Origin of the sequence: Kitasatospora sp. NBC_01560, assembly GCF_045208415.1 — a bacterium.
GTDB lineage: Bacteria > Actinomycetota > Actinomycetes > Streptomycetales > Streptomycetaceae > Kitasatospora.
Genome location: NZ_CP109364.1, coordinates 1,518,377 through 1,536,966, shown reverse-complemented (window position 1 = coordinate 1,536,966; position 18,590 = coordinate 1,518,377). Strand labels below are relative to the sequence as shown.

At 71.3% G+C, this 18,590-nt stretch carries 15 protein-coding genes and 1 pseudogene; 11 read left to right on the top strand and 5 right to left on the bottom strand.

Annotated features, from left to right (window positions below; genetic code table 11):
* Positions 1 to 444: 444 nt before the first annotated feature.
* Complete coding sequence (locus tag OH807_RS06195; protein WP_406194872.1) at positions 445 to 2,412, bottom strand: ricin-type beta-trefoil lectin domain protein; 1,968 nt, start codon at positions 2,410 to 2,412, stop codon at positions 445 to 447.
* 624 nt (positions 2,413 to 3,036) lie between these two features.
* Here OH807_RS06195 and OH807_RS06190 point away from each other — a divergent pair.
* The 3 genes and pseudogenes from OH807_RS06190 (at position 3,037) to OH807_RS06180 (ending at position 4,423) form a co-directional block, all read left to right on the top strand.
* Positions 3,037 to 3,258: a hypothetical protein gene (locus OH807_RS06190; RefSeq protein WP_406194869.1), complete on the top strand. Its 222-nt coding sequence runs from the start codon at positions 3,037 to 3,039 to the stop codon at positions 3,256 to 3,258.
* Positions 3,259 to 3,399: 141 nt separating this feature from the next.
* Positions 3,400 to 3,573, top strand: a pseudogene (locus tag OH807_RS06185) (diaminopimelate decarboxylase); the annotation flags it as partial.
* A 97-nt stretch (positions 3,574 to 3,670) separates the two neighbouring features.
* Positions 3,671 to 4,423: a DUF4118 domain-containing protein gene (locus tag OH807_RS06180; RefSeq protein ID WP_406194867.1), complete on the top strand. Its 753-nt coding sequence runs from the start codon at positions 3,671 to 3,673 to the stop codon at positions 4,421 to 4,423.
* A 496-nt stretch (positions 4,424 to 4,919) separates the two neighbouring features.
* Here OH807_RS06180 and OH807_RS06175 read toward each other — a convergent pair whose 3' ends face one another.
* The 3 genes from OH807_RS06175 to OH807_RS06165 form a co-directional block, all read right to left on the bottom strand.
* Positions 4,920 to 5,417 (bottom strand): universal stress protein, encoded by a 498-nt coding sequence (locus OH807_RS06175; RefSeq protein ID WP_406194864.1) that lies wholly within the window; start codon positions 5,415 to 5,417, stop codon positions 4,920 to 4,922.
* Between the two features lie 149 nt (positions 5,418 to 5,566).
* On the bottom strand, positions 5,567 to 7,768 hold the full coding sequence (gene kdpB / locus OH807_RS06170) for a potassium-transporting ATPase subunit KdpB (protein WP_406194862.1): 2,202 nt from the start codon (positions 7,766 to 7,768) through the stop codon (positions 5,567 to 5,569).
* A gap of 184 nt (positions 7,769 to 7,952) precedes the next feature.
* Positions 7,953 to 8,741, bottom strand: coding sequence for a GNAT family N-acetyltransferase (locus OH807_RS06165; RefSeq protein WP_406194860.1), 789 nt, complete (start codon positions 8,739 to 8,741; stop codon positions 7,953 to 7,955).
* Between the two features lie 265 nt (positions 8,742 to 9,006).
* Here OH807_RS06165 and OH807_RS06160 point away from each other — a divergent pair, with 265 nt between their 5' ends.
* A complete protein-coding gene (locus OH807_RS06160; protein WP_406194858.1) occupies positions 9,007 to 9,561 on the top strand; it encodes a universal stress protein in 555 nt (184 codons plus the stop codon).
* A gap of 6 nt (positions 9,562 to 9,567) precedes the next feature.
* A complete protein-coding gene (locus tag OH807_RS06155; protein WP_406194855.1) occupies positions 9,568 to 9,975 on the top strand; it encodes a hypothetical protein in 408 nt (135 codons plus the stop codon).
* Between the two features lie 247 nt (positions 9,976 to 10,222).
* On the opposite strand, the gene OH807_RS06150 is transcribed toward OH807_RS06155, so the two are convergent.
* The gene (locus OH807_RS06150) at positions 10,223 to 10,717 is read right to left on the bottom strand and encodes a hypothetical protein (protein ID WP_406194853.1); all 495 of its coding nucleotides are present in this window, start codon (positions 10,715 to 10,717) and stop codon (positions 10,223 to 10,225) included.
* Positions 10,718 to 11,376: 659 nt separating this feature from the next.
* Between OH807_RS06150 and OH807_RS06145 the strand changes: the two genes are divergently transcribed.
* The 6 genes from OH807_RS06145 (at position 11,377) to kdpB (OH807_RS06120) (ending at position 18,581) form a co-directional block, all read left to right on the top strand.
* Entirely contained in the window at positions 11,377 to 12,195 is an 819-nt protein-coding gene (locus OH807_RS06145; protein WP_406194851.1) for an SDR family NAD(P)-dependent oxidoreductase, read from the top strand.
* Positions 12,196 to 12,228: 33 nt separating this feature from the next.
* Positions 12,229 to 12,303 carry a 50S ribosomal protein bL37 gene (locus tag OH807_RS06140; protein ID WP_380419867.1) on the top strand — a complete coding sequence of 25 codons (75 nt, stop codon included), beginning with the start codon at positions 12,229 to 12,231 and terminating at the stop codon, positions 12,301 to 12,303.
* A 229-nt stretch (positions 12,304 to 12,532) separates the two neighbouring features.
* Complete coding sequence (locus tag OH807_RS06135; protein WP_406194848.1) at positions 12,533 to 14,365, top strand: APC family permease; 1,833 nt, start codon at positions 12,533 to 12,535, stop codon at positions 14,363 to 14,365.
* Between the two features lie 346 nt (positions 14,366 to 14,711).
* A complete protein-coding gene (gene kdpF / locus OH807_RS06130) occupies positions 14,712 to 14,801 on the top strand; it encodes a K(+)-transporting ATPase subunit F (protein ID WP_045305809.1) in 90 nt (29 codons plus the stop codon).
* A gap of 1 nt (position 14,802) precedes the next feature.
* On the top strand, positions 14,803 to 16,467 hold the full coding sequence (gene kdpA, locus OH807_RS06125) for a potassium-transporting ATPase subunit KdpA (protein WP_406194844.1): 1,665 nt from the start codon (positions 14,803 to 14,805) through the stop codon (positions 16,465 to 16,467).
* Entirely contained in the window at positions 16,467 to 18,581 is a 2,115-nt protein-coding gene (kdpB, locus tag OH807_RS06120) for a potassium-transporting ATPase subunit KdpB (protein WP_406194842.1), read from the top strand. Before kdpA ends, kdpB (OH807_RS06120) begins: the two co-directional genes overlap by 1 nt.
* The last annotated feature ends 9 nt before the right edge of the window (positions 18,582 to 18,590 follow it).

The following is an 18,590-nucleotide window of genomic DNA, read 5'->3' as shown; positions in this document are numbered from 1 at the left end:
CAGCGCGGATTCTCCTTGGTGTCCTTGGCCGCATCCCCGCGCAGCAGCATCGCCGGAACCGAAAGCAGATTCCGCGCCTCCCGATACACCAGTGAGACGATCATCCGGACAGGGGTCCGGTAGGTCGTGACGGCGCGTCAGACTCACACCGAGCAGCATCGATGAGTTTCCGAACGGCACGGGGTACGTCTGCCGGGCCAGGCCGATGTCGGCAGCAGTGGCATCGGTGCGTGACCACCGAAGCCACGGCGGCATCCGGCGAACTCCGCCCGCGCCCACACCGTCGGGCGATGGCAAAGACCGGTCAAGGATTCGAGAACCGCCCACTGAGAAGGGTGTTGGGCGCCCGCCGTACGGCGGGCGCCCAACACCGTGACTCCGGCCGGTGCGAGGAGAGGATGTCCTCGGCCTCATGCGCGGGAGGGTGCTGCTGAGGGATGCCGATCAGAGGAGCTGGAAGGACCACTCCTGCTTCCAGCCGCCCTCGCAGCTCCACACGCCGAGCTGCTTGAAGTCGGAGTCGTGGGTGAGGCAGTCGTCGTCGGAGATCCGGATCTGGTACTTGCCGTTGCCGAGGTTGACGAACTCCCACTTCTGGTTGGCGGTGTTGCCCCAGGCCTGCTGTTCGGCGACATAGGTGTCGGGGTTCTCGGTGAGGTTGAACCCGAGGTCGTTGACGATCCGGTAGCGATCCCCGCCGAGCGGTTTGATCGTCCAGCGGGACCCCTTGTACCCCAGGATCCCGCCCACGATGGGCGAGCCCCAGCTCGCGGTCTCGGTGGGTGCCGAGGCGCCCAGCCCGTTGGAGAGCTTCAGGAACAGCGGCCGCTCGGTCGGGATGCCGGCACCGCCGCCGCCCGTCGGGGGCTTCGGGTCCTTCGGGTCGGTCGGCGTGCCCGGTTCGGCCGGGGTGATCACGCCGCCGGACGTGGACTCCAGGACCCACTCCTGCTGCCAGCCCTGCTTGCACGTCCACACGCCGAGCTGCTTGAAGTCGGCGTCGTGGGCGAGGCAGTCGTCGTCGGAGATCCGGATCTGGTACTTGCCGTTGCCGACTCCGAAGAGCTCCCACTTCTGCTTGGAGGAGTTGCTCCACGGCTGGAGTTCGGCCATGTAGTTGCTGTTCTCGGTGAGGTCCAGCCCGTAGGAGCTGGTGATCCGGTAGCGACCGCCGCCCACCGAGGCGACCTTCCACTTGGATTCGTTGCCACCCCGGATCCCGGGGACGACCGCCGCGCCGGCGGAACCGCTGAGCGGGACGGCGCCCAGCCCGTTGGAGAGCTTCAGGTACACATCGGCGCCGTTGGCGGGCGTGGTCGGGGTGGTGGTCGGCGGGGTGCCGCCCCAGGCCCAGTTCTGGTTGGGCGCGTCCCGGTTGCTCTCGGAGCCGCAGGCCCAGGCCGCCACGGTGCTGCCGTTGGCGGTCCGGCCGCTGAAGTCGTCGATGCAGACGTCCTTGGACCGGTCGTCCTGGTCCGTCATGTGCCGAAAACCGCCGCTGGCCGACATGTTCCAGCGCTGACCGGGGATCTCCAGGCAGTCCCAGATCTGGAGCTTGGCCCCGTTCGCCGCGTTGTTGCCCGCCAGGTCCAGGCACTTGCCGTTGGCCGCCCGGAGCTTGTACCCGTTGTAGGTCCACTTCTGCGCGTCGCCGCCGTTGCACTCCCACATCTGCACGGGGGTGCCGTTCGCGGTGCCGTTCCCGCTGACGTCCAGGCAGGCGTGGTAGCCGGGGGCGCTGACGTCGGGGGTCAGGCTGCCCGTCCGGCTGCCGTAGCCGGAGCGTGCGGGGAAGTGGATGGTGCGCACGTCGCCGTCGCACTTGTAGGGCCGCGCGGTGCCCATCCGGCAGGTCCACGGCTCCTTCTTGACGCTGTCGCCGTCGTTGCCGACGAACGCCCAGTTCATGTAGCCGCCGTCGCCCCGGTTGCGGAAGGTCGAGTCGCCCTGGAAGACCCAGATCCGGAATTTGTCGTAGCCGGAGGGCTCCTTCTTCTCCTTGTCCAGGAAATGGTTGAGCTTGTAGGTGGTGTCGAGCAGCACCCCCTTCATGTCGGCCTTGTGCTCGTTCGTGAACCACTCGGTGTCGTAGAGGTCGGTGCCGACCGTCTTGAACACCATGACGTTGAACCCGGGAAACTTCTCGCTCAACTTCGCCGCGGTGTTCTGGGTGAACTCCGCGTTGTCGAGCTTGTTGAGGTTGGCGGCGTTGTGCATGAGCTTGATCACGTCGAAGGTGGCGCTGATCAGCGAGGACATGCAGTTGCCACCGCCGGGCACGGCCGGGGTGCCGCAGGTCTTGTCCACGGGGGCGTTCGGCGCAGCCTGGGCCTGCACGGTCAGGCCGGAGACCAAGGCGAAGGCGGCGACCCCGCAGGCAAGGGCACGTTTCAGGCGGGACAGGGGTTTCATGTCGGAATCGTCTTTCTGCTGGGCTCGAAACATCTTTCGTCTCGACGAAGATGGACGATAGGCCCCGGAAACCTCCGTCCCGCGACTCCTTACGGCATCCATACGACAAGGTTGGGAGGGTCTGCCTTTTCGGGCACTCGCCCGGCCGGGTGAGCTTTGCGGACCAGCCTCAATACCAGTGGCTGAAGGATTGCTGCTGACCGAGATCGCGCGGAGGCCCCTGGAGGGGCACCGCTCCAGAACAGCGGACTGGGTCCCGGCTCATGGACTGCTGTGGTGCCCGTCCCGTCCCGGCGGCCGGTCTCCTGACACGGCGTTGACGTCCTTCGCCGACCGCCGACGATCTGGCCCGGTTCGCGTGGAGGTGACCGGTCGAAACCGGCTGCCGGTAGCGGGGCTGCAGCGCCGCTACCGGCAGCCGTGCGCCGTACGGGGGACGACGTATCAAGGGCGCGTCGAAACCGCCCCCGATCGTGTAGCCCGCGCGTCAAGGACCGGTGTCATCGGCGCGGATCGGGTCTCCACTGGTGACGGGGCAGAGTCCGCCCGGCGGATTCCTGGAAGGCCGGACAGCCCCGCCCGCACGGCGCGGCCCTGCGGGACCGCGCTCGGAAGGAAGCGACCATGAGCATCACCACGCACGACACGGTCGAGATCGATCACCCTCGCGACAGCCTCCGGGCAGCCGCCCCCGGGTATCGCGTGACACCCCTGCGCGATCTCCTGCCGATGCCCGCGATCGACCAGACCGATCCCGCCGACACCGACAACCTGATGGAGCACGGCGAGGACGGTCGCCGGGCCATCGGGGCTCGCTGCCGGATCTCCATGGGCTACCTGGACTGACGTTTCCGTCGGTGTGACCTCAATTCCCTCCGGCACGAGGAGCGCAACCCCATGAGCGTCACCGTCGCCCGACCGCTCGCCGGTCGTTCCCCTTCAGCTGAGGTCCCCTCTCAGGACGGCCGCGCGGTGGGCAGTCCGTGGCCCGCGTCGGCCCGTGACCTGCTGGCCGTCCCCGTCGCCGGCGCCTACCAACTGTCCATGGCCTCCAGCTACAACCTCGTCGGCCGCCCCGCCGTGGTCGCCGTCCGCGACGGCCGGGCCCGCCAGCTGATCCGCCGCGAGACGGTCGAGGACTTCCTCAGCCGCGAGGTGGGGCGCCAGCCGGGGTCCCGCGCAAGGGTTGCGTCAAGAGCCGCCCGCCCCGGATGCGCGAAGCCCCCGCTCTGGTACACCGGAACGTAGGAGGTGCACGATGCGCCGGTATCTCACCAGAGGCCCCGCCTCGGCCATCGCGGCGGTGGCGGCCCCGCTCGCTCTCAGCGCCGTCCTGCTGCCCTTCCGCAGCCATCTGGCCAACACCAACGTAGCCCTGCTGCTGGTCGCGGTCGTGGTGGCCGTGGCGGCGCTGGGCAGGCGGTCGGCCGGAGCGGTCGCGGCGGTGACCGCCGCCCTCTGCTTCGACTTCTTCTACACCCGCCCCTACGAGCGGTTCGCGATCAGCAAGTCCTCCGACCTCGCCACGGCCGGCCTGCTGCTCCTCGTCGGCCTCGCCGTCTCCCAACTGGCAGCCCGCGCCCGCCGGCTGGAGGTGATCGCCATCACCGACGCCGACCACCTGGCCCGCATCCACGACACCGCCGTCCTCACCCGCTCCGCCGGATCGGCGCTGACCGCGGTCGACCACGTACGGGCCCAGCTGATCGACCTGCTCCAGCTGCGCGGCTGCCGCTTCGAGTACGGAAACCTCATGGGCCACCCGGCGCGCCTGGAACCCGACGGCTCCGTCGTCATCGGGCGCAGGCAGTGGGACGCCGACCGGCTCGGACTGCCCGACGAGGACGTGGAGCTGCGCCTTTTCGGCAGCGGCAGGTACATCGGCCGCTTCATGCTCGAACCCACCCTCGGCGCCGTGCCCTCCCGGCAGGCGCGGCTCGTCGCCGTGACCCTGGCCGACCAGGCCGGTGCCGCACTGGACACCCTGCGCCAACCGGCGAATGCGCGCTGAACGGCCAGGACGCCGGCCACCCGGGCCGGTACTGCGGAGCGGCCGATCACGAGGCCGGCCTGTCGAGGTGGCAGGTCGCGGGCCGCCGAGCGCCGACGTGGGCAGGACGACCAGGCCACGGCGAACGCGGCGCGCGGCGCGGTTGCCGGAGTCGGTCGACACGGTGAAGGCCGAGCTCGACCGAAGGCCGGACCGGTACCGGTGTGAGAGGGGAGTCCACGACGACGCTGGTCTTGTTCGTCGTCCTGCTGGCGACCCCCAACGGTCCAGCTGTTGATGTCTTCGATGGCGATGCGGTACATGCTGCCGGCGTGGGGCAGCGCGAAGTCGCCCCTGCAGGATTCTCGCCCGGTGGAGGTGGAGGTGGGTGGGCCGTGCGGGCGGGGCGTCCGCAGGCCGGGCGAAGAGGGCGGCGAACGGCTTGAGGTGCTCCGAGGCATGGAGGCGGGACGACCTTCGTGTTCGGTCTCCGCCAGGCCGGGGCGGGCACCCCCGGTTAGCGCACGTGCGCTGCCGCGGCGAGCGGCAGGGGCGCGCCGTTGCGGGCGGCGAACTCCAGGCTGTGCAGCAGGTCGGAGGGCGAGACGACGACCACGCGGCAGGCGGCGTGCGCGCGGCAGTGGCGTGAGGTCGAGCCGTGCAGGGCGTGCCGCAGCCGACCGTGCCCGGCGGCGCCGAGCACGATGAGGTCGCCCTGGGTCGCCACGGCCGAGACCAGGGCGGGGCCCGCCTCGCCGCGGACCACCGCGGGGTGGACGACCAGGTCGGCGGGGTAACCGCCGAATGCCTGCTCGAAGGCGGTGTCGATGCGCCGGCGGGCGGCGTGCTCCAGCTCGGACAGCGGGCGCAGGCCGTCGTCCGGGGAAGGCGTCCAGGCGGTCAGAGGGACGAGCGTCGCCTCGCGGGAGGCCGCCTCCTGCACCGCGCGGTAGAGGGCGGCGAGGCTGCTCAGCGACCCGTCGAGTCCGACGATCACTCGCGTGGTGCCGATCACGGCCGCTCAACTCCTTCTCGGTTCAGGGGCGGCTGTCCGCCCCCGGTATCCAGTGAAGCCACCCCCGAGCGGGGTGGGCCGCCGCTGACGCAACCTTGACGCCCGGGGGTTCGGACTTGGCGGGTCCTTGACGGGGCCCGCTGTCGCTCTCAGCCCAGGCCCGGGACGAACTGGATCAGCAGGTCGATGGCCTTGATGCCGAGGAACGGGAGGACCAGGCCGCCGAGCCCGTAGACCCGCAGGTTGCGGCGGAGCAGGTCGGTGGCGTCGGCGGGCTGGTAGCGGACGCCGCGCAGGGCGAGCGGGATCAGGGCGACGATGATCAGGGCGTTGAAGATGATCGCGGAGGCGATGGCCGAGGTCGGGCTGTGCAGTCCCATGATGTTGAGGCTCTGCAGTCCCGGGTAGGAGGTGGAGAACATCGCGGGGATGATCGCGAAGAACTTGGCGACGTCGTTGGTGATCGAGAAGGTGGTCAACGCTCCCCGGGTGATGAGGAGTTGCTTGCCGACCCGGATGATCTCGATCAGTTTGGTGGGGTTGGAGTCCAGGTCGACCATGTTCCCGGCCTCCTTGGCGGCCGGGGTGCCGGTGTTCATCGCGACGCCGACGTCGGCCTGGGCGAGGGCGGGGGCGTCGTTGGTGCCGTCGCCGGTCATCGCGACCATGTTGCCCGCGGCCTGCTCCTTCTTGAGGTAGGCGAGTTTGTCCTCGGGGGTGGCCTCGGCGAGGTAGTCGTCGACCCCGGCCTCGGCGGCGATCGCCTTGGCGGTGAGCGGGTTGTCGCCGGTGATCATGACGGTGCGGATGCCCATCCGGCGCAGCTCGGCGAACCGCTCCGCGATGCCGTCCTTCACCACGTCCTTGAGATCGACGACGCCGAGCGCGCGGGCGCCGTGCCGGTCGTGCACGGCCACCAGCAGGGGGGTACCGCCCTCGGCGGAGATGCCGTCGACGACGGGCTTCGCCTCGATGGGCAGCCGGCCGCCGGAGCGGACGATCCACTGGGCGACCGCACTCGCCGCGCCCTTGCGGATCAGGCAGGTGGTGCCGTCGGGCCAGCTGAGGTCGACGCCGCTCATCCGGCTCTGCGCGGTGAACGGGACGAACCGCGGTGTGCCGAGTTCGCCCTCGGCGCGCGGCGGCACCCAGTGCTGGCGGTTGGTCAGCTCGATGATCGAGCGGCCTTCGGGGGTCTCGTCGGCGAGGGAGGCGAGTTGGGCGGCCTCGGCGAGCTGTTCGACGGTGGCGCCGGTGAACGGCCGCAGGGCCACGGCCTGCCGGTTGCCGTGGGTGATCGTGCCGGTCTTGTCGAGCAGCAGGACGTCGACGTCGCCGGCGGCCTCGACCGCGCGGCCGGAGAGGGCGACCACGTTGCGCTGGACCAGCCGGTCCATGCCCGCGATGCCGATCGCCGAGAGCAGCGCGCCGATCGTGGTCGGGATGAGGGCGACCATGAGTGCCACCAACACGATCGTGGTCTGCGGGGCGCCGGCGTAGATCGCCATCGGCTGGAGTGAGACCACGGAGAGGACGAAGACGATGGTCAGGGAGGCGAGCAGGATGTTGAGCGCGATCTCGTTCGGGGTCTTCTGGCGGTTCGCGCCCTCGACCAGGGAGATCATGCGGTCGATGAAGCTCTGGCCCGGGCGGGAGGTGATCCGGACCACGAGCTGGTCGGAGATCACCTTGGTGCCGCCGGTGACGCCGGTGCGGTCACCGCCGGACTCGCGGATGACGGGCGCGGACTCGCCGGTGATCGCCGACTCGTCCACGGCCGCGACGCCGTCGACCACCTCGCCGTCGCCCGGGATCATCTCGCCGGCCCGAACCAGCACGATGTCGTGCAGGAGCAGTTCCTCGGCGGGGAGCGTCTCGTGCCGGTGGTCGGGGATGCCGACCCTCCAGTGCAGCAGCCGGCGGGCCGTCATCCCGGTCTGCGCCTGGCGCAGCGAGTCGGCCTGGGCCTTGCCCCGGCTCTCGGCGACGGCCTCGGCGAGGTTGGCGAACAGCACGGTCAGCCAGAGCCAGAAGCTGATCATCCAGGCGAACACGCTCGGGTGAATGACGGCGGTGAGCGTGGTGAGGGCGGAACCGGTCTCGACCACCAGCATGACGGGGTTCTTCGCCATGGTGCGGGGGTGGAGCTTGCGCAGCGCGGCGGGCAGCGCCTCGCGCAGCTGCCGGGCGGTGATCAGTCTGCGGCGGCCGGGCCGGGGCGACGAAGGGCGGTGGCCCGGGTGCGGCGGCGCCGGCCGGGCGCCGCCGCCGGGCTTCGGGCGCCGGAACCAGTCCGGTGGGGTCGCGGCCTGAGTGGTGGTGTCCGGTGGGGTGAGGGCCGAACGGCGCATCGGTTCTGGACCTTCCGGGCCGGCCCGGGGGACGGGGCGGCGCTGGGGCGGGAACGGGGGACGGCGGACAGCGAACCACCGGATCTCCACACGGCACGCGCGTCTTGACGCCCGTTTGGCGCGGCACGGGGAGTCCTTGACGCGACCCTGACGCGAGCACCTGACGCCTCGTCGGCCGACCGGGTCACCGGGCCGCGGCCGGGCCCGCCCAGTACACGACTTCGCGCCGGATCGCTCGGAAGCCCGCGGCCTCGGCGAGGGCCCGGCTGGCGAGGTTGCTCTCCGGGGCGGACCAGGTCGGGGTGAGGCCGTGCGCGTGGGCGGCGGCGGTGGCCGCGTGGACGCAGGCCAGGGCGAGGTCGAGGTGCCGGAAGGCGGGGTCGGTCGCGACGGCGATCTCCAGGTGGTCCCGGCCGACGAGGTACCCGCAGGCGAGCGAAGCCAGATACGGGCCGAGGAACGCGCCCCAGGCGAATCCGCTCGCCGCGAGTTCGCGGTGGCCGCCCCACGTCCCGGCCGTCCAGTGCGGCTCGCCGCTGTGTGCGGCGCCGCCGCGTAGCGCGAAGCGGTCGAGCCGGCTCCCGTCGCCGGGGCCGAGCGGTCGGACCCAGCCTGCGGTGTGCGGCGACACCGGACGTGGGCGTTCCCGGTGGACGTACACCACGCGCACCCACGGGGTGAGGTGGGTGAAGGTACGGCCCAGCAGGGGGAGGAAGCGGTCCGGGGCGTGGAACTGGCCCCGGCCGAGGCCGGCGAGGACGGCGGGGTCGAGCCGGGCCGGGTCGCCGCGCAGCAGCCGTTCCGGCCCGCAGTGCACCAGCAGCGTGTGCACCGCGCCGGGATCGTCCGCCCACCATCCGCCGTGGCCGCTGCGCTGGAGGTGGGCGGGCAGGGTGGTGGCCCCGGGCAGTTCCGGGGTGAACCACTCGGTGGAGGGGAGCGCTGTGGCGGGGGTGGTGACGGAAGCGGGCACCCTTCCAGTACCGCGCACCGGACGGCCCCGGTGGCCTGCCCTTGACGGAAGCCTGGCGGTGACCGGCACGGCGCTGACGCAACCTTGGCGCGGTCCGGGACGCGGCCGCGCGCTACACGGCGTCAAGGCCGCGTTGGGAACGAGGTCGGCCGCGTCAGAATCCCGTCAAGAGCACGCGGACCGGCCCCCGCCCGGGGCTTGGCTGGAGGCGGCCGGCGGCAGCCGACCACCGGACGCGTGAACAGCGGAAGTGTGAGGACGGGACATGAACGGCAGCCACCGCAACGACGAGCGGCCACAGGGCCGGGTGGTGGTGGGAGTCAGCGGCTCCCTGGGCAGCCTGGCCGCCCTTCACCGCGCGGTCGCCGAGGCCCGCCGCACCGGCGCCGAGGTTCTTCCCGTGCTGGCCTGGGAACCGCCGGGCGGCGAGCTCGGCTACCGCCGCTCCCCGTGCCCGCCCCTGCTCGCGGCCGTGCGGGACGCCGCCGAGCAGCGCCTGCGTGACGCCCTGGACACGGCCTTCCCCGGCAGCGGACCGGGCGTGCCGATGCACCCGCTGGTGGTCCGTGGCGAGACCGGCCCCGCGCTGGTGCAGACCGCCGACCGCCCCGAAGACCTCCTCGTGGTGGGCCGGAGCGGCGGCCTGCTGCGCCGCCGACTGCGGCGCTCCGTGACCGCCTACTGCACGCGGAAGGCCGGCTGCGCCGTCCTCGCCGTCCCGAGGCCGGAGCTCCAGCATGACCTGGAGGCACTGTACCGGCGCAACCACTGGCACCTCCCGGTCGGCCCCGCGCCCGAGTCCGCGCGCGCGAAGGGATAGTCCGTCGTGCGGATGTACTCGGCCCGCCCCGGCGGCCACCGCTACCGCCCGGTGCTCGGCCGGCTTCCCGTCGCGATGTCGGGCACGGTGACTCTGGTCGCCGGCGCCGCCCTGGCGCTCGGCCTGGGCATGCTCGGCGAGCTGCGTCCCGGCTGGTTCGCGTATGCCGCCTACATCGGGCTGAGCGGGCTGCTCGGCGCCTTCTCCCGGCTCTCGGCGGCACCGGCCATCGGCCTGGCCACCTGGCTGTGCTGCAACGCCTTCGTCGAGCACCGACACGCCGAGCTCGGCTGGTCCGGCCCCGGCACGGAGGGCGGTCACTTCGCACTGTTCACCGCGGCCGCCCTGTTGCTCGCGCTGCCCACGGCCCTGCCGCGCCGGAAGGTCCGGGTGGACCGCCTCCCGATCGCCTGACCGGCACCCGTGCGAACGGGCCGCTGAAGTCCGGCGGTCAACGGTCCTGACGGTCCGGGGCTCTCCCCTGGTCGCGGCCGAGCAGGATGTCGAATGGCGGGTGCGCGGGCGGGAGGTGCTGCTCTGACGCTCCGGTGGCAGGTCGTCCACGGAGGTGCTGCCCGGCTGTGTGCGAACGGCGGTGTCCGTGCTGAGCCCGGCCTACGACGCCGCGGCCGCAACCTCGGCCGACCGGCCAGAACGCCAGCTAGTGCGGCGGGAGGATGACGAGAGCGACGACCGCCGCGACGACAATGACGACGACGGCGCCGATCACGACGGGGGTCAGTCGGTCCCGGAACTGCTTCTGAGGCTGGACCCGTCCGGCCGGGTCTGTGCTCAGCTCCCACCAGTTGACGACCCGCTGGAACTGCTCGTCGAAGTCGTCGGCGGGGTGCAGCGCGCTGTGGTAGAGCCCGGGCAGCGAACGGCGCCGTCCGCCTTCCAGGAACATCCGGACCGCGTAGGCCGACCCGTCCTGGGACTGGGTCTTGCGCTTGTCGATCCACCGGATCGCGTGCCAGGGGTAGGTGCGACCGCGTCCGAGGCCCCAGCAGATGGTTATTCCGTCGGCCCCGATCCTGCTCCAGCCCCGGGATCCGACGAGGGCAAGGGGTGTGAGGAGCACGATCGTCCCGCCCAGGATCCACGAAGCGCCGACCATGCCGAACTGGCTGACGGCGGCGGCCCCTTCGACGAGCACGGCGACCAGCGCCAGCGCGAAGCGCCACTTTGCCGGACGACGTCGGTCTTTCCAATCAGCTCGTTCACGGCGGGCACACTACGCCTGCGGCCCCGGGTTGTGAAACGACGGGGGCCGGACTGTCACTGACAGCCAGTCGGAGACGGTGGACGGATGCGTAGCGGACTTCAGGCGCAGGATTCCGGATGTACCGCTCGCCGAGGCAGGTCGGGCCGATGGCGAGCCGCCCCGCCGTGCGGCGCGGGTGCATGGAGAAGGCCGGCTGTCAAAGGATCGTCAGGGATCCACCCAGGCCGGTGAACGGGCTTGCCCGGGGGTGTGGGAGGGGGATTGGATGGGGGCATGAACCGCTCGACACGGCACCACGACCGCCCGCCGCATACGCGGCCGCGGGTGGTGGCCGTTGCGGTCGTCACCGCCGACCGGTAGGACCGGGGCGCCTTCACGCGCCGCCCGCCGGTGGTAGCTGCGGGCTCGCCGGCGCCGTTCCGCCGGGCCCGTGCCGCTCATCGCCGTCCGCCGCCTCGTACCGCTGACCACAGTGGTACGAGGCCGGACGCGCCATTCATCGCACCAATCTCCCGCGCCGGCGGCCCCGGTCGCGTGTGCCCGCACGCGCTGCCGCACCCCGCCGGTGCCCGTTCACCCTTGGATGGGTCATGTCCGACGCTGTTCTGTCCGCCCGCACCGCTCTCGTCACCGGGGCCTCCTCCGGCATCGGCTGGGAGACCGCCCGGCTGCTGGCCGAGTTCGGTGCCACCGTCCTGGTGCACGCCCGCACCACCGCCGAGGCCGAGGACGCCGTCGAGCGACTGGTGGCCGCGGGCGCCCGTCGCGACCAACTCGTCGAGCTCGCTGCCGACTTCACCCGGCTCTCGGAGGTCGCGGTGCTGGCCGGCACCGTGGTGAAGCACTACCCGGCACTGGACCTGCTGGTCAACAACGCCGCCGTGATGGCCCCCGAGCGCTGCACCCTGACCGACGACGGCAACGAGGCCTCGCTCCAGGTCAACTTCCTCGCCGCGCACCTGCTCGCCAAGCTCCTGCGCGCCCCGCTCTCGGCGGCCGGCGACGCCCGGATCGTCAACGTGTCCTCCTCGCTGCACCGCACCGCCTCGATGAACTGGACGGACCCGCACCGGACGAAGAAGTACTCGCGGGTCGCGGCGTACGCGCAGTCGCAGCTCGCCCTGACCATGGCCACCGCCGACATGGCGCCCGCGGGTTCGGGCATCACCGCCGTCAGCCTCAACCCGGGCCTGTGCGACACCGCGCTGCTCCCGCTGTACGGCCGGGTGGGCGCGCCGGCGGCCGAGGGCGCGGCCGCCGTGGTCCGGCTCTGCCTGCCCGAGGTTTCGCTGCTCAACGGCGAGTACTACGACGGCGGCGAGCTCGCCCCGACGGCCGCGGCCGCACAGGAGGAGCGCTCGCAGAAGCGCCTCGCCAAACTGGCCGACCAGCTCGTCGGCCAGGCCTGACTCGTCCCCATCACCACGTCGAGAAAGAACGAGATGTCCAAGCGCGCCCGCAAGAAGAAGGCCCGTCGCAAGAAGAAGGCCAACCACGGCCGCAAGCCGGGCCAGTAACCCCATGAACCACCCGGTGCCGCGTGCCATCGGCACCGGGTGAACGATCGGCCCCCGGTGGCCCCTGTCCGGACTGTGGCGGACGGGCGGCTCCGGGGGCCGTTGCATGCCCGCGGCCGTCAAGATGCCGTCAAGGCTGCTGGTGTCCGCGTCAAGGGAACGCAATAAGCGGCGGCCCGGCTTCCGGACAGCCCCACGATCGTGGAACACACGATCGATGGAGAAGTGGATGTCGGACATCACCACCCCGGTTGCCACCGCCGAGCCCGAGCCCCCGGATGCCGGCGCCGTTCGGGAGGACCGCCATCGGCTTTCCGTGCTGGGCGGGTTGGCGGCGTTGTCGTTGGACGCGATGGCGTCGGTGGCGTACGGGCCGGAGTCGATCGTGCTGGTGCTGGCGGCGGCCGGGGCGTACGGGCTGGGGTTCACGGTGCCGGTGACGGTGGCGATCGCGGTGCTGCTGGCGGTGCTGGTGGCCTCGTACCGGCAGGTGATCGCGGCGTTCCCGGACGGCGGGGGCTCGTACGCGGTGGCGAAGGCGCACCTGGGGCGGCGGACGGCGCTGACCGCGGCCGCCTCGCTGGTGATCGATTACGTGCTGAACGTGGCGGTGTCGGTGACGGCCGGGGTGGCGGCGCTGACCTCGGCGGTGCCGGGCCTGTACGGCGACCGGGTCTGGCTCTGCCTGGGCGTGCTGGCGCTGGTCACGGCGGTGAACCTGCGGGGGATCGCGGAGTCGGCGCGCTGGTTCATGGCGCCCACCGCCGTCTTCGTGCTGTCGATCCTGACGATCGTCGTGGTCGGGCTGTTCCGGGACGCGCCGGTGAGCACGGCGGCGGCCGAGGGGCATGCGTCCGTCCTGGCCGGGAACGCCACCGCGGTCGGCGCGTTGCTGCTGCTCAAGGCCTTCGCGGCCGGCTGCTCGGCGCTGACCGGCGTGGAGGCGGTGGCGAACGCCGTCCCGTCCTTCCGCACGCCCGGCGTGAAGCGCGCGCAGGACACCGAGGTCGCGCTCGGCGCGCTGCTGGGCGTGATGCTGATCGGACTGGCCGTGCTGATCGGCCGCTTCCACCTCCAGCCGGTCGAGGGCGTCACCGTCCTGGCCCAGCTCGCCGACGCCTCGCTCGGCCACGGCGCCGGCTTCTACCTGGTGCAGTTCGCCACCGTGGTGCTGCTCGGGCTGGCCGCCAACACCTCCTTCGGCGGCCTGCCCGTCCTGCTCCACCTGCTGGCCCGCGACAACCACCTCCCGCACGTCTTCGCGCTGCGCGCCGACCGCCAGGTCCACCGCCACGGCGTGCTGTTCCTCGCCGGCGTCTCGGCGGTGCTGCTGGTCGGTTCGGGCGGGGACGTCAACAGCCTGGTGCCGCTCTTCGCGATCGGCGTGTTCGTCGGCTTCACGATCTGCCAGGTCGGCATGGTCCGGCACTGGTTCCTGGAGAGGCCGGCGCGCTGGCGGGCCAGGGCCGCCCTGAACGGCTTCGGCGCCCTGCTCACCGGGGTGGCCGCCGTCGTCGTCACCGGCACCAAGTTCACCGAGGGCGCCTGGGGCATCTGCCTGGCCCTGCCGCTGCTGGTGCTGCTCTTCGAGGCGATCCACCGCGGCTACGCCCGGATCGGCGAGCGGCTGGAGCTCGGCCGCATCCCCGGCGCCGTCACCCGCAGCCGCAGCCTGGTCGTCGTCCCGGTCACCGCGATCACCCGCCTCACCCGCGACGCCCTGTCCGCCGCGTTGTCGCTCGGCGACGAGGTCATGGCCGTCACCGTGGTCCACGAGCCCGCCGAGGCCGAGGCCCTGCGCCGGGACTGGGAGCTCTGGCAGCCGGGCGTGCCACTGGTGGAGATCCCGGACGGTCACCGCCGGCTCGGCCCGCCGATCGCCGCCTTCGTCAACGAGCTCGCCGCCGAGCGCGCCTACGACCGGCTCACCGTGCTGATCCCCGAGGTCGAGCCGGCCCGCCCCTGGCAGCGGGCGCTGCAGAACCGGCGCGGCGCCGTCATCGACCGGGCCCTGCGCCGTCACACCGACGCGGTGGTCTGCCGACTCCGGATGCGGATGTAGCAGGACGAGGAAAGGACTGGCCACGGGGCCCCCGGACAGCGCCGCTGTCCGGGGCCCGAAACGTTTAGGACAACCCGTGGTCTCGGGTGAATGACGCAGATATCAAGGCTGCGTCAATGTTTCCGAATCACCCGTATGGACGGCATCAGGGAACCGCTGCGCGCCCTCACCGGCTGGTTGGCTGCTCCAGCCGGTCTTCCCCCGGCGCTGCGGCCGATCCCTCCGGGGCCGGCCGCGGCATCCTCGTAGCCGCTCTGGTGGAGCCCATGTCCGATCTCATCTACGTCGCCGTCACGCTAGCCGTGTTCGGCGTCATCGCCCTGATCGCGCGGGGGGTGGAGAAGCTGTGACCGCGGAGAACATCGCAGGTCTCATCGTGGCCGTCGCCCTCGTCGGCTACCTCGTCGTGGCGCTGATCTACCCGGAGAAGTTCTGACATGAGCTCCACTCTCGCGGGCTGGCTGCAGGTCCTCGCGCTCATCGGCGCCCTGGCCCTGTGCTACCGCCCCCTGGGCGACTACATCGCCCGTATCCTCACCACCTCCAAGCACCTCAGAGCCGAGAAGGCGCTCTACAAGGTGATCGGCGTGGACGCCGACGCCGACCAGCGCTGGCCGGTCTACCTGCGCTCGGTGCTGGCCTTTTCGGCCGTCTCGGTCCTCTTCCTGTACGGCCTGATCCGGGTGCAGCAGTGGCTGCCGCTGGGCCTCGGCGTCGAGCAGATGGCGGGCCACCAGGCCTGGAACACCGCGATCTCCTTCGTCACGAACACCAACTGGCAGTCCTACAGCGGCGAGGCGGCGATGGGCCACCTCGCCCAGATGGCCGGCCTGGCGGTGCAGAACTTCGTCTCCGCGGCCGTCGGCATCGCCGTCGTCGCCACCCTGATCCGCGGCTTCACCCGCAACCGGACCGATCGGGTCGGCAACTTCTGGGTCGACCTGACCCGGATCTGCCTGCGGCTGCTGCTGCCGCTCGCGGTCGTCTTCGCGCTGGTTCTGGTCGCCACCGGTGTGGTGCAGAACTTCCACGGCTTCCACGAGGTGGCCGGTCTGGTGGGCGATCCGCAGTCGATCCCGGGCGGGCCGGTGGCCTCGCAGGAGGTCATCAAGGAGCTGGGCACCAACGGCGGCGGTTTCTACAACGCCAACTCGGCGCACCCCTTCGAGAACCCCACCGGTCTCAGCAACTTCCTGGAGATCTTCCTCATCCTGCTGATCCCGTTCGCGCTGCCGCGCGCCTTCGGCAAGATGGTCGGGGACAACCGCCAGGGCTACGCGATCGTCGCGGTGATGGGCCTGTTCTGGGTGTCCTCGGTCGCGTTGATCACCTTCTTCGAGTCGCAGCACGCGGGCACCGCGATGCAGGCGGCCGGCGGGGCGATGGAGGGCAAGGAGCAGCGGTTCGGCATCGCGGCGTCCGGCTTGTTCGCCGCCTCGACGACGCTGACGTCGACGGGTGCGGTGAACTCCTTCCACGATTCGTACTCCGCGTTCGGCGGCGGTCTGACGACGTTCAACATGATGCTGGGCGAGATCGCGCCCGGTGGTGTGGGCTCGGGCCTGTACGGGATGCTGGTGCTGGCGATCGTCGCGGTCTTCGTGGCCGGTCTGATGGTCGGCCGCACGCCGGAGTACCTGGGCAAGAAGCTCGGCGGGCGGGAGATGAAGTTCGCCTCCCTGTACATCCTGACCACGCCGATCCTGGTGCTGGTCGGCACCGGGGTGGCGATGGCGCTGCCGGGTGAGCGGGCCGGGATGCTCAACTCCGGTGCGCACGGTTTCTCCGAGGTGCTGTACGCGTTCACCTCCGCGAGCAACAACAACGGTTCGGCGTTCGCGGGCATCACGGTGAACACGGACTGGTACGACACCGCGCTGGGCCTGTGCATGGTGTTCGGGCGATTCGTGCCGATGGTGTTCGTCCTGGCGCTGGCCGGTGCGCTCGCGCAGCAGCAGCCGGTCCCGGCCACCCCGGGCACCCTGCCCACCCACAAGCCGCTGTTCGTGGGCCTGCTGTCGGGCGTCGTCCTGATCGTCGTCGGCCTCACCTACTTCCCGGCCCTGGCCCTCGGGCCGATCGCGGAAGGTCTCTCCTCCTGATGTCCACGCCAACGCTCACTCCCGCTCCGGCCGACAAGGCCGAGAGCACAGTGCCGCACAGAGTCTCCGGCGGCCTGCTGGACCCGAAGCTGATCGTGAAGTCCCTGCCGGACGCGGTGAAGAAGCTCGACCCCCGGGTGATGGTGAAGAACCCGGTGATGTTCGTGGTCGAGGTCGGCTCGGTGGTCACCACCGTCGCCGCGGTCGCCGACCCGTCGGTGTTCGCGTGGTCGATCACGGTCTGGCTCTGGCTGACCACGGTCTTCGCCAACCTGGCGGAGGCCGTGGCCGAGGGCCGCGGCAAGGCGCAGGCGGACACCCTGCGCAAGACCAAGACCGACACGATGGCCCGCCGGCTGCTCGACTGGCCGAAGGGCCGGGCCGAGGAGGAGGTGCCGGGGACGGCACTGCGGCTCGGCGACCACGTGGTGGTCGAGGCCGGGCAGATCATCCCGGGCGACGGGGACGTCGTCGAGGGCGTCGCCTCCGTCGACGAGTCGGCGATCACGGGCGAGTCGGCCCCCGTCATCCGCGAGTCGGGCGGTGACCGCAGCGCGGTGACCGGCGGGACGAAGGTGCTCTCGGACCGGATCGTGGTGAAGATCGCCTCGGAGCCCGGAAAGTCGTTCATCGACCGGATGATCGCCCTGGTCGAGGGCGCGGCCCGGCAGAAGACGCCGAACGAGATCGCGCTCAACATCCTGCTGGCCTCACTGACCATCGTCTTCCTGATCGCGGTCGTCACGCTCCAGCCGATGGCGACGTTCGCGGGCGCCCCGCAGTCGATGATCGTGCTGGTCGCCCTGATCGTGGCGCTCATCCCGACCACCATCGGCGCGCTGCTCTCCGCGATCGGCATCGCCGGCATGGACCGCCTCGTCCAGCGCAACGTGCTGGCGATGTCCGGCCGCGCCGTCGAGGCCGCGGGCGACGTCAACACCCTGCTGCTCGACAAGACCGGCACCATCACCCTCGGCAACCGCCAGGCCGCCGAGTTCCTACCCGCTCCGGGTGTGGAGCAGGACGACCTGGCCAGCGCCGCTCAGCTGTCCTCCCTCGCGGACGAGACCCCGGAGGGCCGCTCGATCGTCGTCCTCGCCAAGACGGAGTACGGCCTGCGGGCCCGCGCCCAGGGCGAGCTGACGCACGCCACCTGGGTGCCGTTCACCGCGCAGACCCGGATGTCGGGTGTCGACCTGGACGAGGCCGACGGGGTGCACCAGGTCCGCAAGGGCGCGGCCAACGCGGTCACCAACTGGGTGAACGAGCAGGGCGGTTCGGTCGGCCCAGAGGTGTCGGCGCTCGTCGACGGCATCTCCGGCGCGGGCGGCACGCCACTGGTCGTCGCCACCAGGATCGGCTCCAAGCCCGCCCGGGTCCTGGGGGTCATCCACCTCAAGGACGTGGTGAAGGAGGGCATGCGGGAGCGGTTCGACGAGCTGCGCCGGATGGGCATCAAGACCATCATGATCACCGGCGACAACCCGCTGACCGCCAGGGCGATCGCGGAGGAGGCGGGCGTGGACGACTTCCTCGCCGAGGCCACCCCCGAGGACAAGATGGCCCTGATCAAGAAGGAGCAGGAGGGGGGCAAGCTGGTCGCGATGACCGGTGACGGCACCAACGACGCCCCCGCGCTCGCCCAGGCCGACGTCGGTGTCGCGATGAACACCGGGACCATGGCGGCCAAGGAGGCCGGCAACATGGTCGACCTGGACTCCAACCCGACCAAGCTGATCGAGATCGTCGAGATCGGCAAGCAGCTCCTGATCACCCGCGGCGCGCTGACCACCTTCTCGATCGCCAACGACGTCGCGAAGTACTTCGCGATCATCCCGGCGATGTTCGCCGCGGTCTACCCGGGCCTGGACAAGCTCAACATCATGGGCCTGCACAGCCCCCAGTCCGCGATCACCTCGGCCATCATCTTCAACGCCCTGGTCATCGTCGGCCTCATCCCGCTCGCCCTGCGCGGCGTCAAGTACCGCCCCTCCGACGCCAGTTCACTGCTGCGCCGGAACATCGGGGTCTACGGTTTCGGCGGTCTGGTCGTCCCGTTCATCGGCATCAAGCTGATCGACCTGGTCGTCCAGTTCATCCCCGGCCTCAACTAGCAAGAGAGG

What these genes read in the sequence shown, in the direction of transcription:
- OH807_RS06180 (WP_406194867.1), top strand. Translation starts at nt 3,671, where the DNA reads ATGCGCCGGTATCTCACCAGAGGCCCCGCCTCGGCCATCGCGGCGGTG.
- OH807_RS06145 (WP_406194851.1), top strand. Translation starts at nt 11,377, where the DNA reads ATGTCCGACGCTGTTCTGTCCGCCCGCACCGCTCTCGTCACCGGGGCC.
- kdpA (WP_406194844.1), top strand. Translation starts at nt 14,803, where the DNA reads ATGAGCTCCACTCTCGCGGGCTGGCTGCAGGTCCTCGCGCTCATCGGC.
- OH807_RS06160 (WP_406194858.1), top strand. Translation starts at nt 9,007, where the DNA reads ATGAACGGCAGCCACCGCAACGACGAGCGGCCACAGGGCCGGGTGGTG.
- kdpB (WP_406194842.1), top strand. Translation starts at nt 16,467, where the DNA reads ATGTCCACGCCAACGCTCACTCCCGCTCCGGCCGACAAGGCCGAGAGC.
- OH807_RS06190 (WP_406194869.1), top strand. Translation starts at nt 3,037, where the DNA reads ATGAGCATCACCACGCACGACACGGTCGAGATCGATCACCCTCGCGAC.
- kdpB (WP_406194862.1), bottom strand. Translation starts at nt 7,768, where the DNA reads ATGCGCCGTTCGGCCCTCACCCCACCGGACACCACCACTCAGGCCGCG.
- OH807_RS06195 (WP_406194872.1), bottom strand. Translation starts at nt 2,412, where the DNA reads ATGAAACCCCTGTCCCGCCTGAAACGTGCCCTTGCCTGCGGGGTCGCC.
- OH807_RS06135 (WP_406194848.1), top strand. Translation starts at nt 12,533, where the DNA reads ATGTCGGACATCACCACCCCGGTTGCCACCGCCGAGCCCGAGCCCCCG.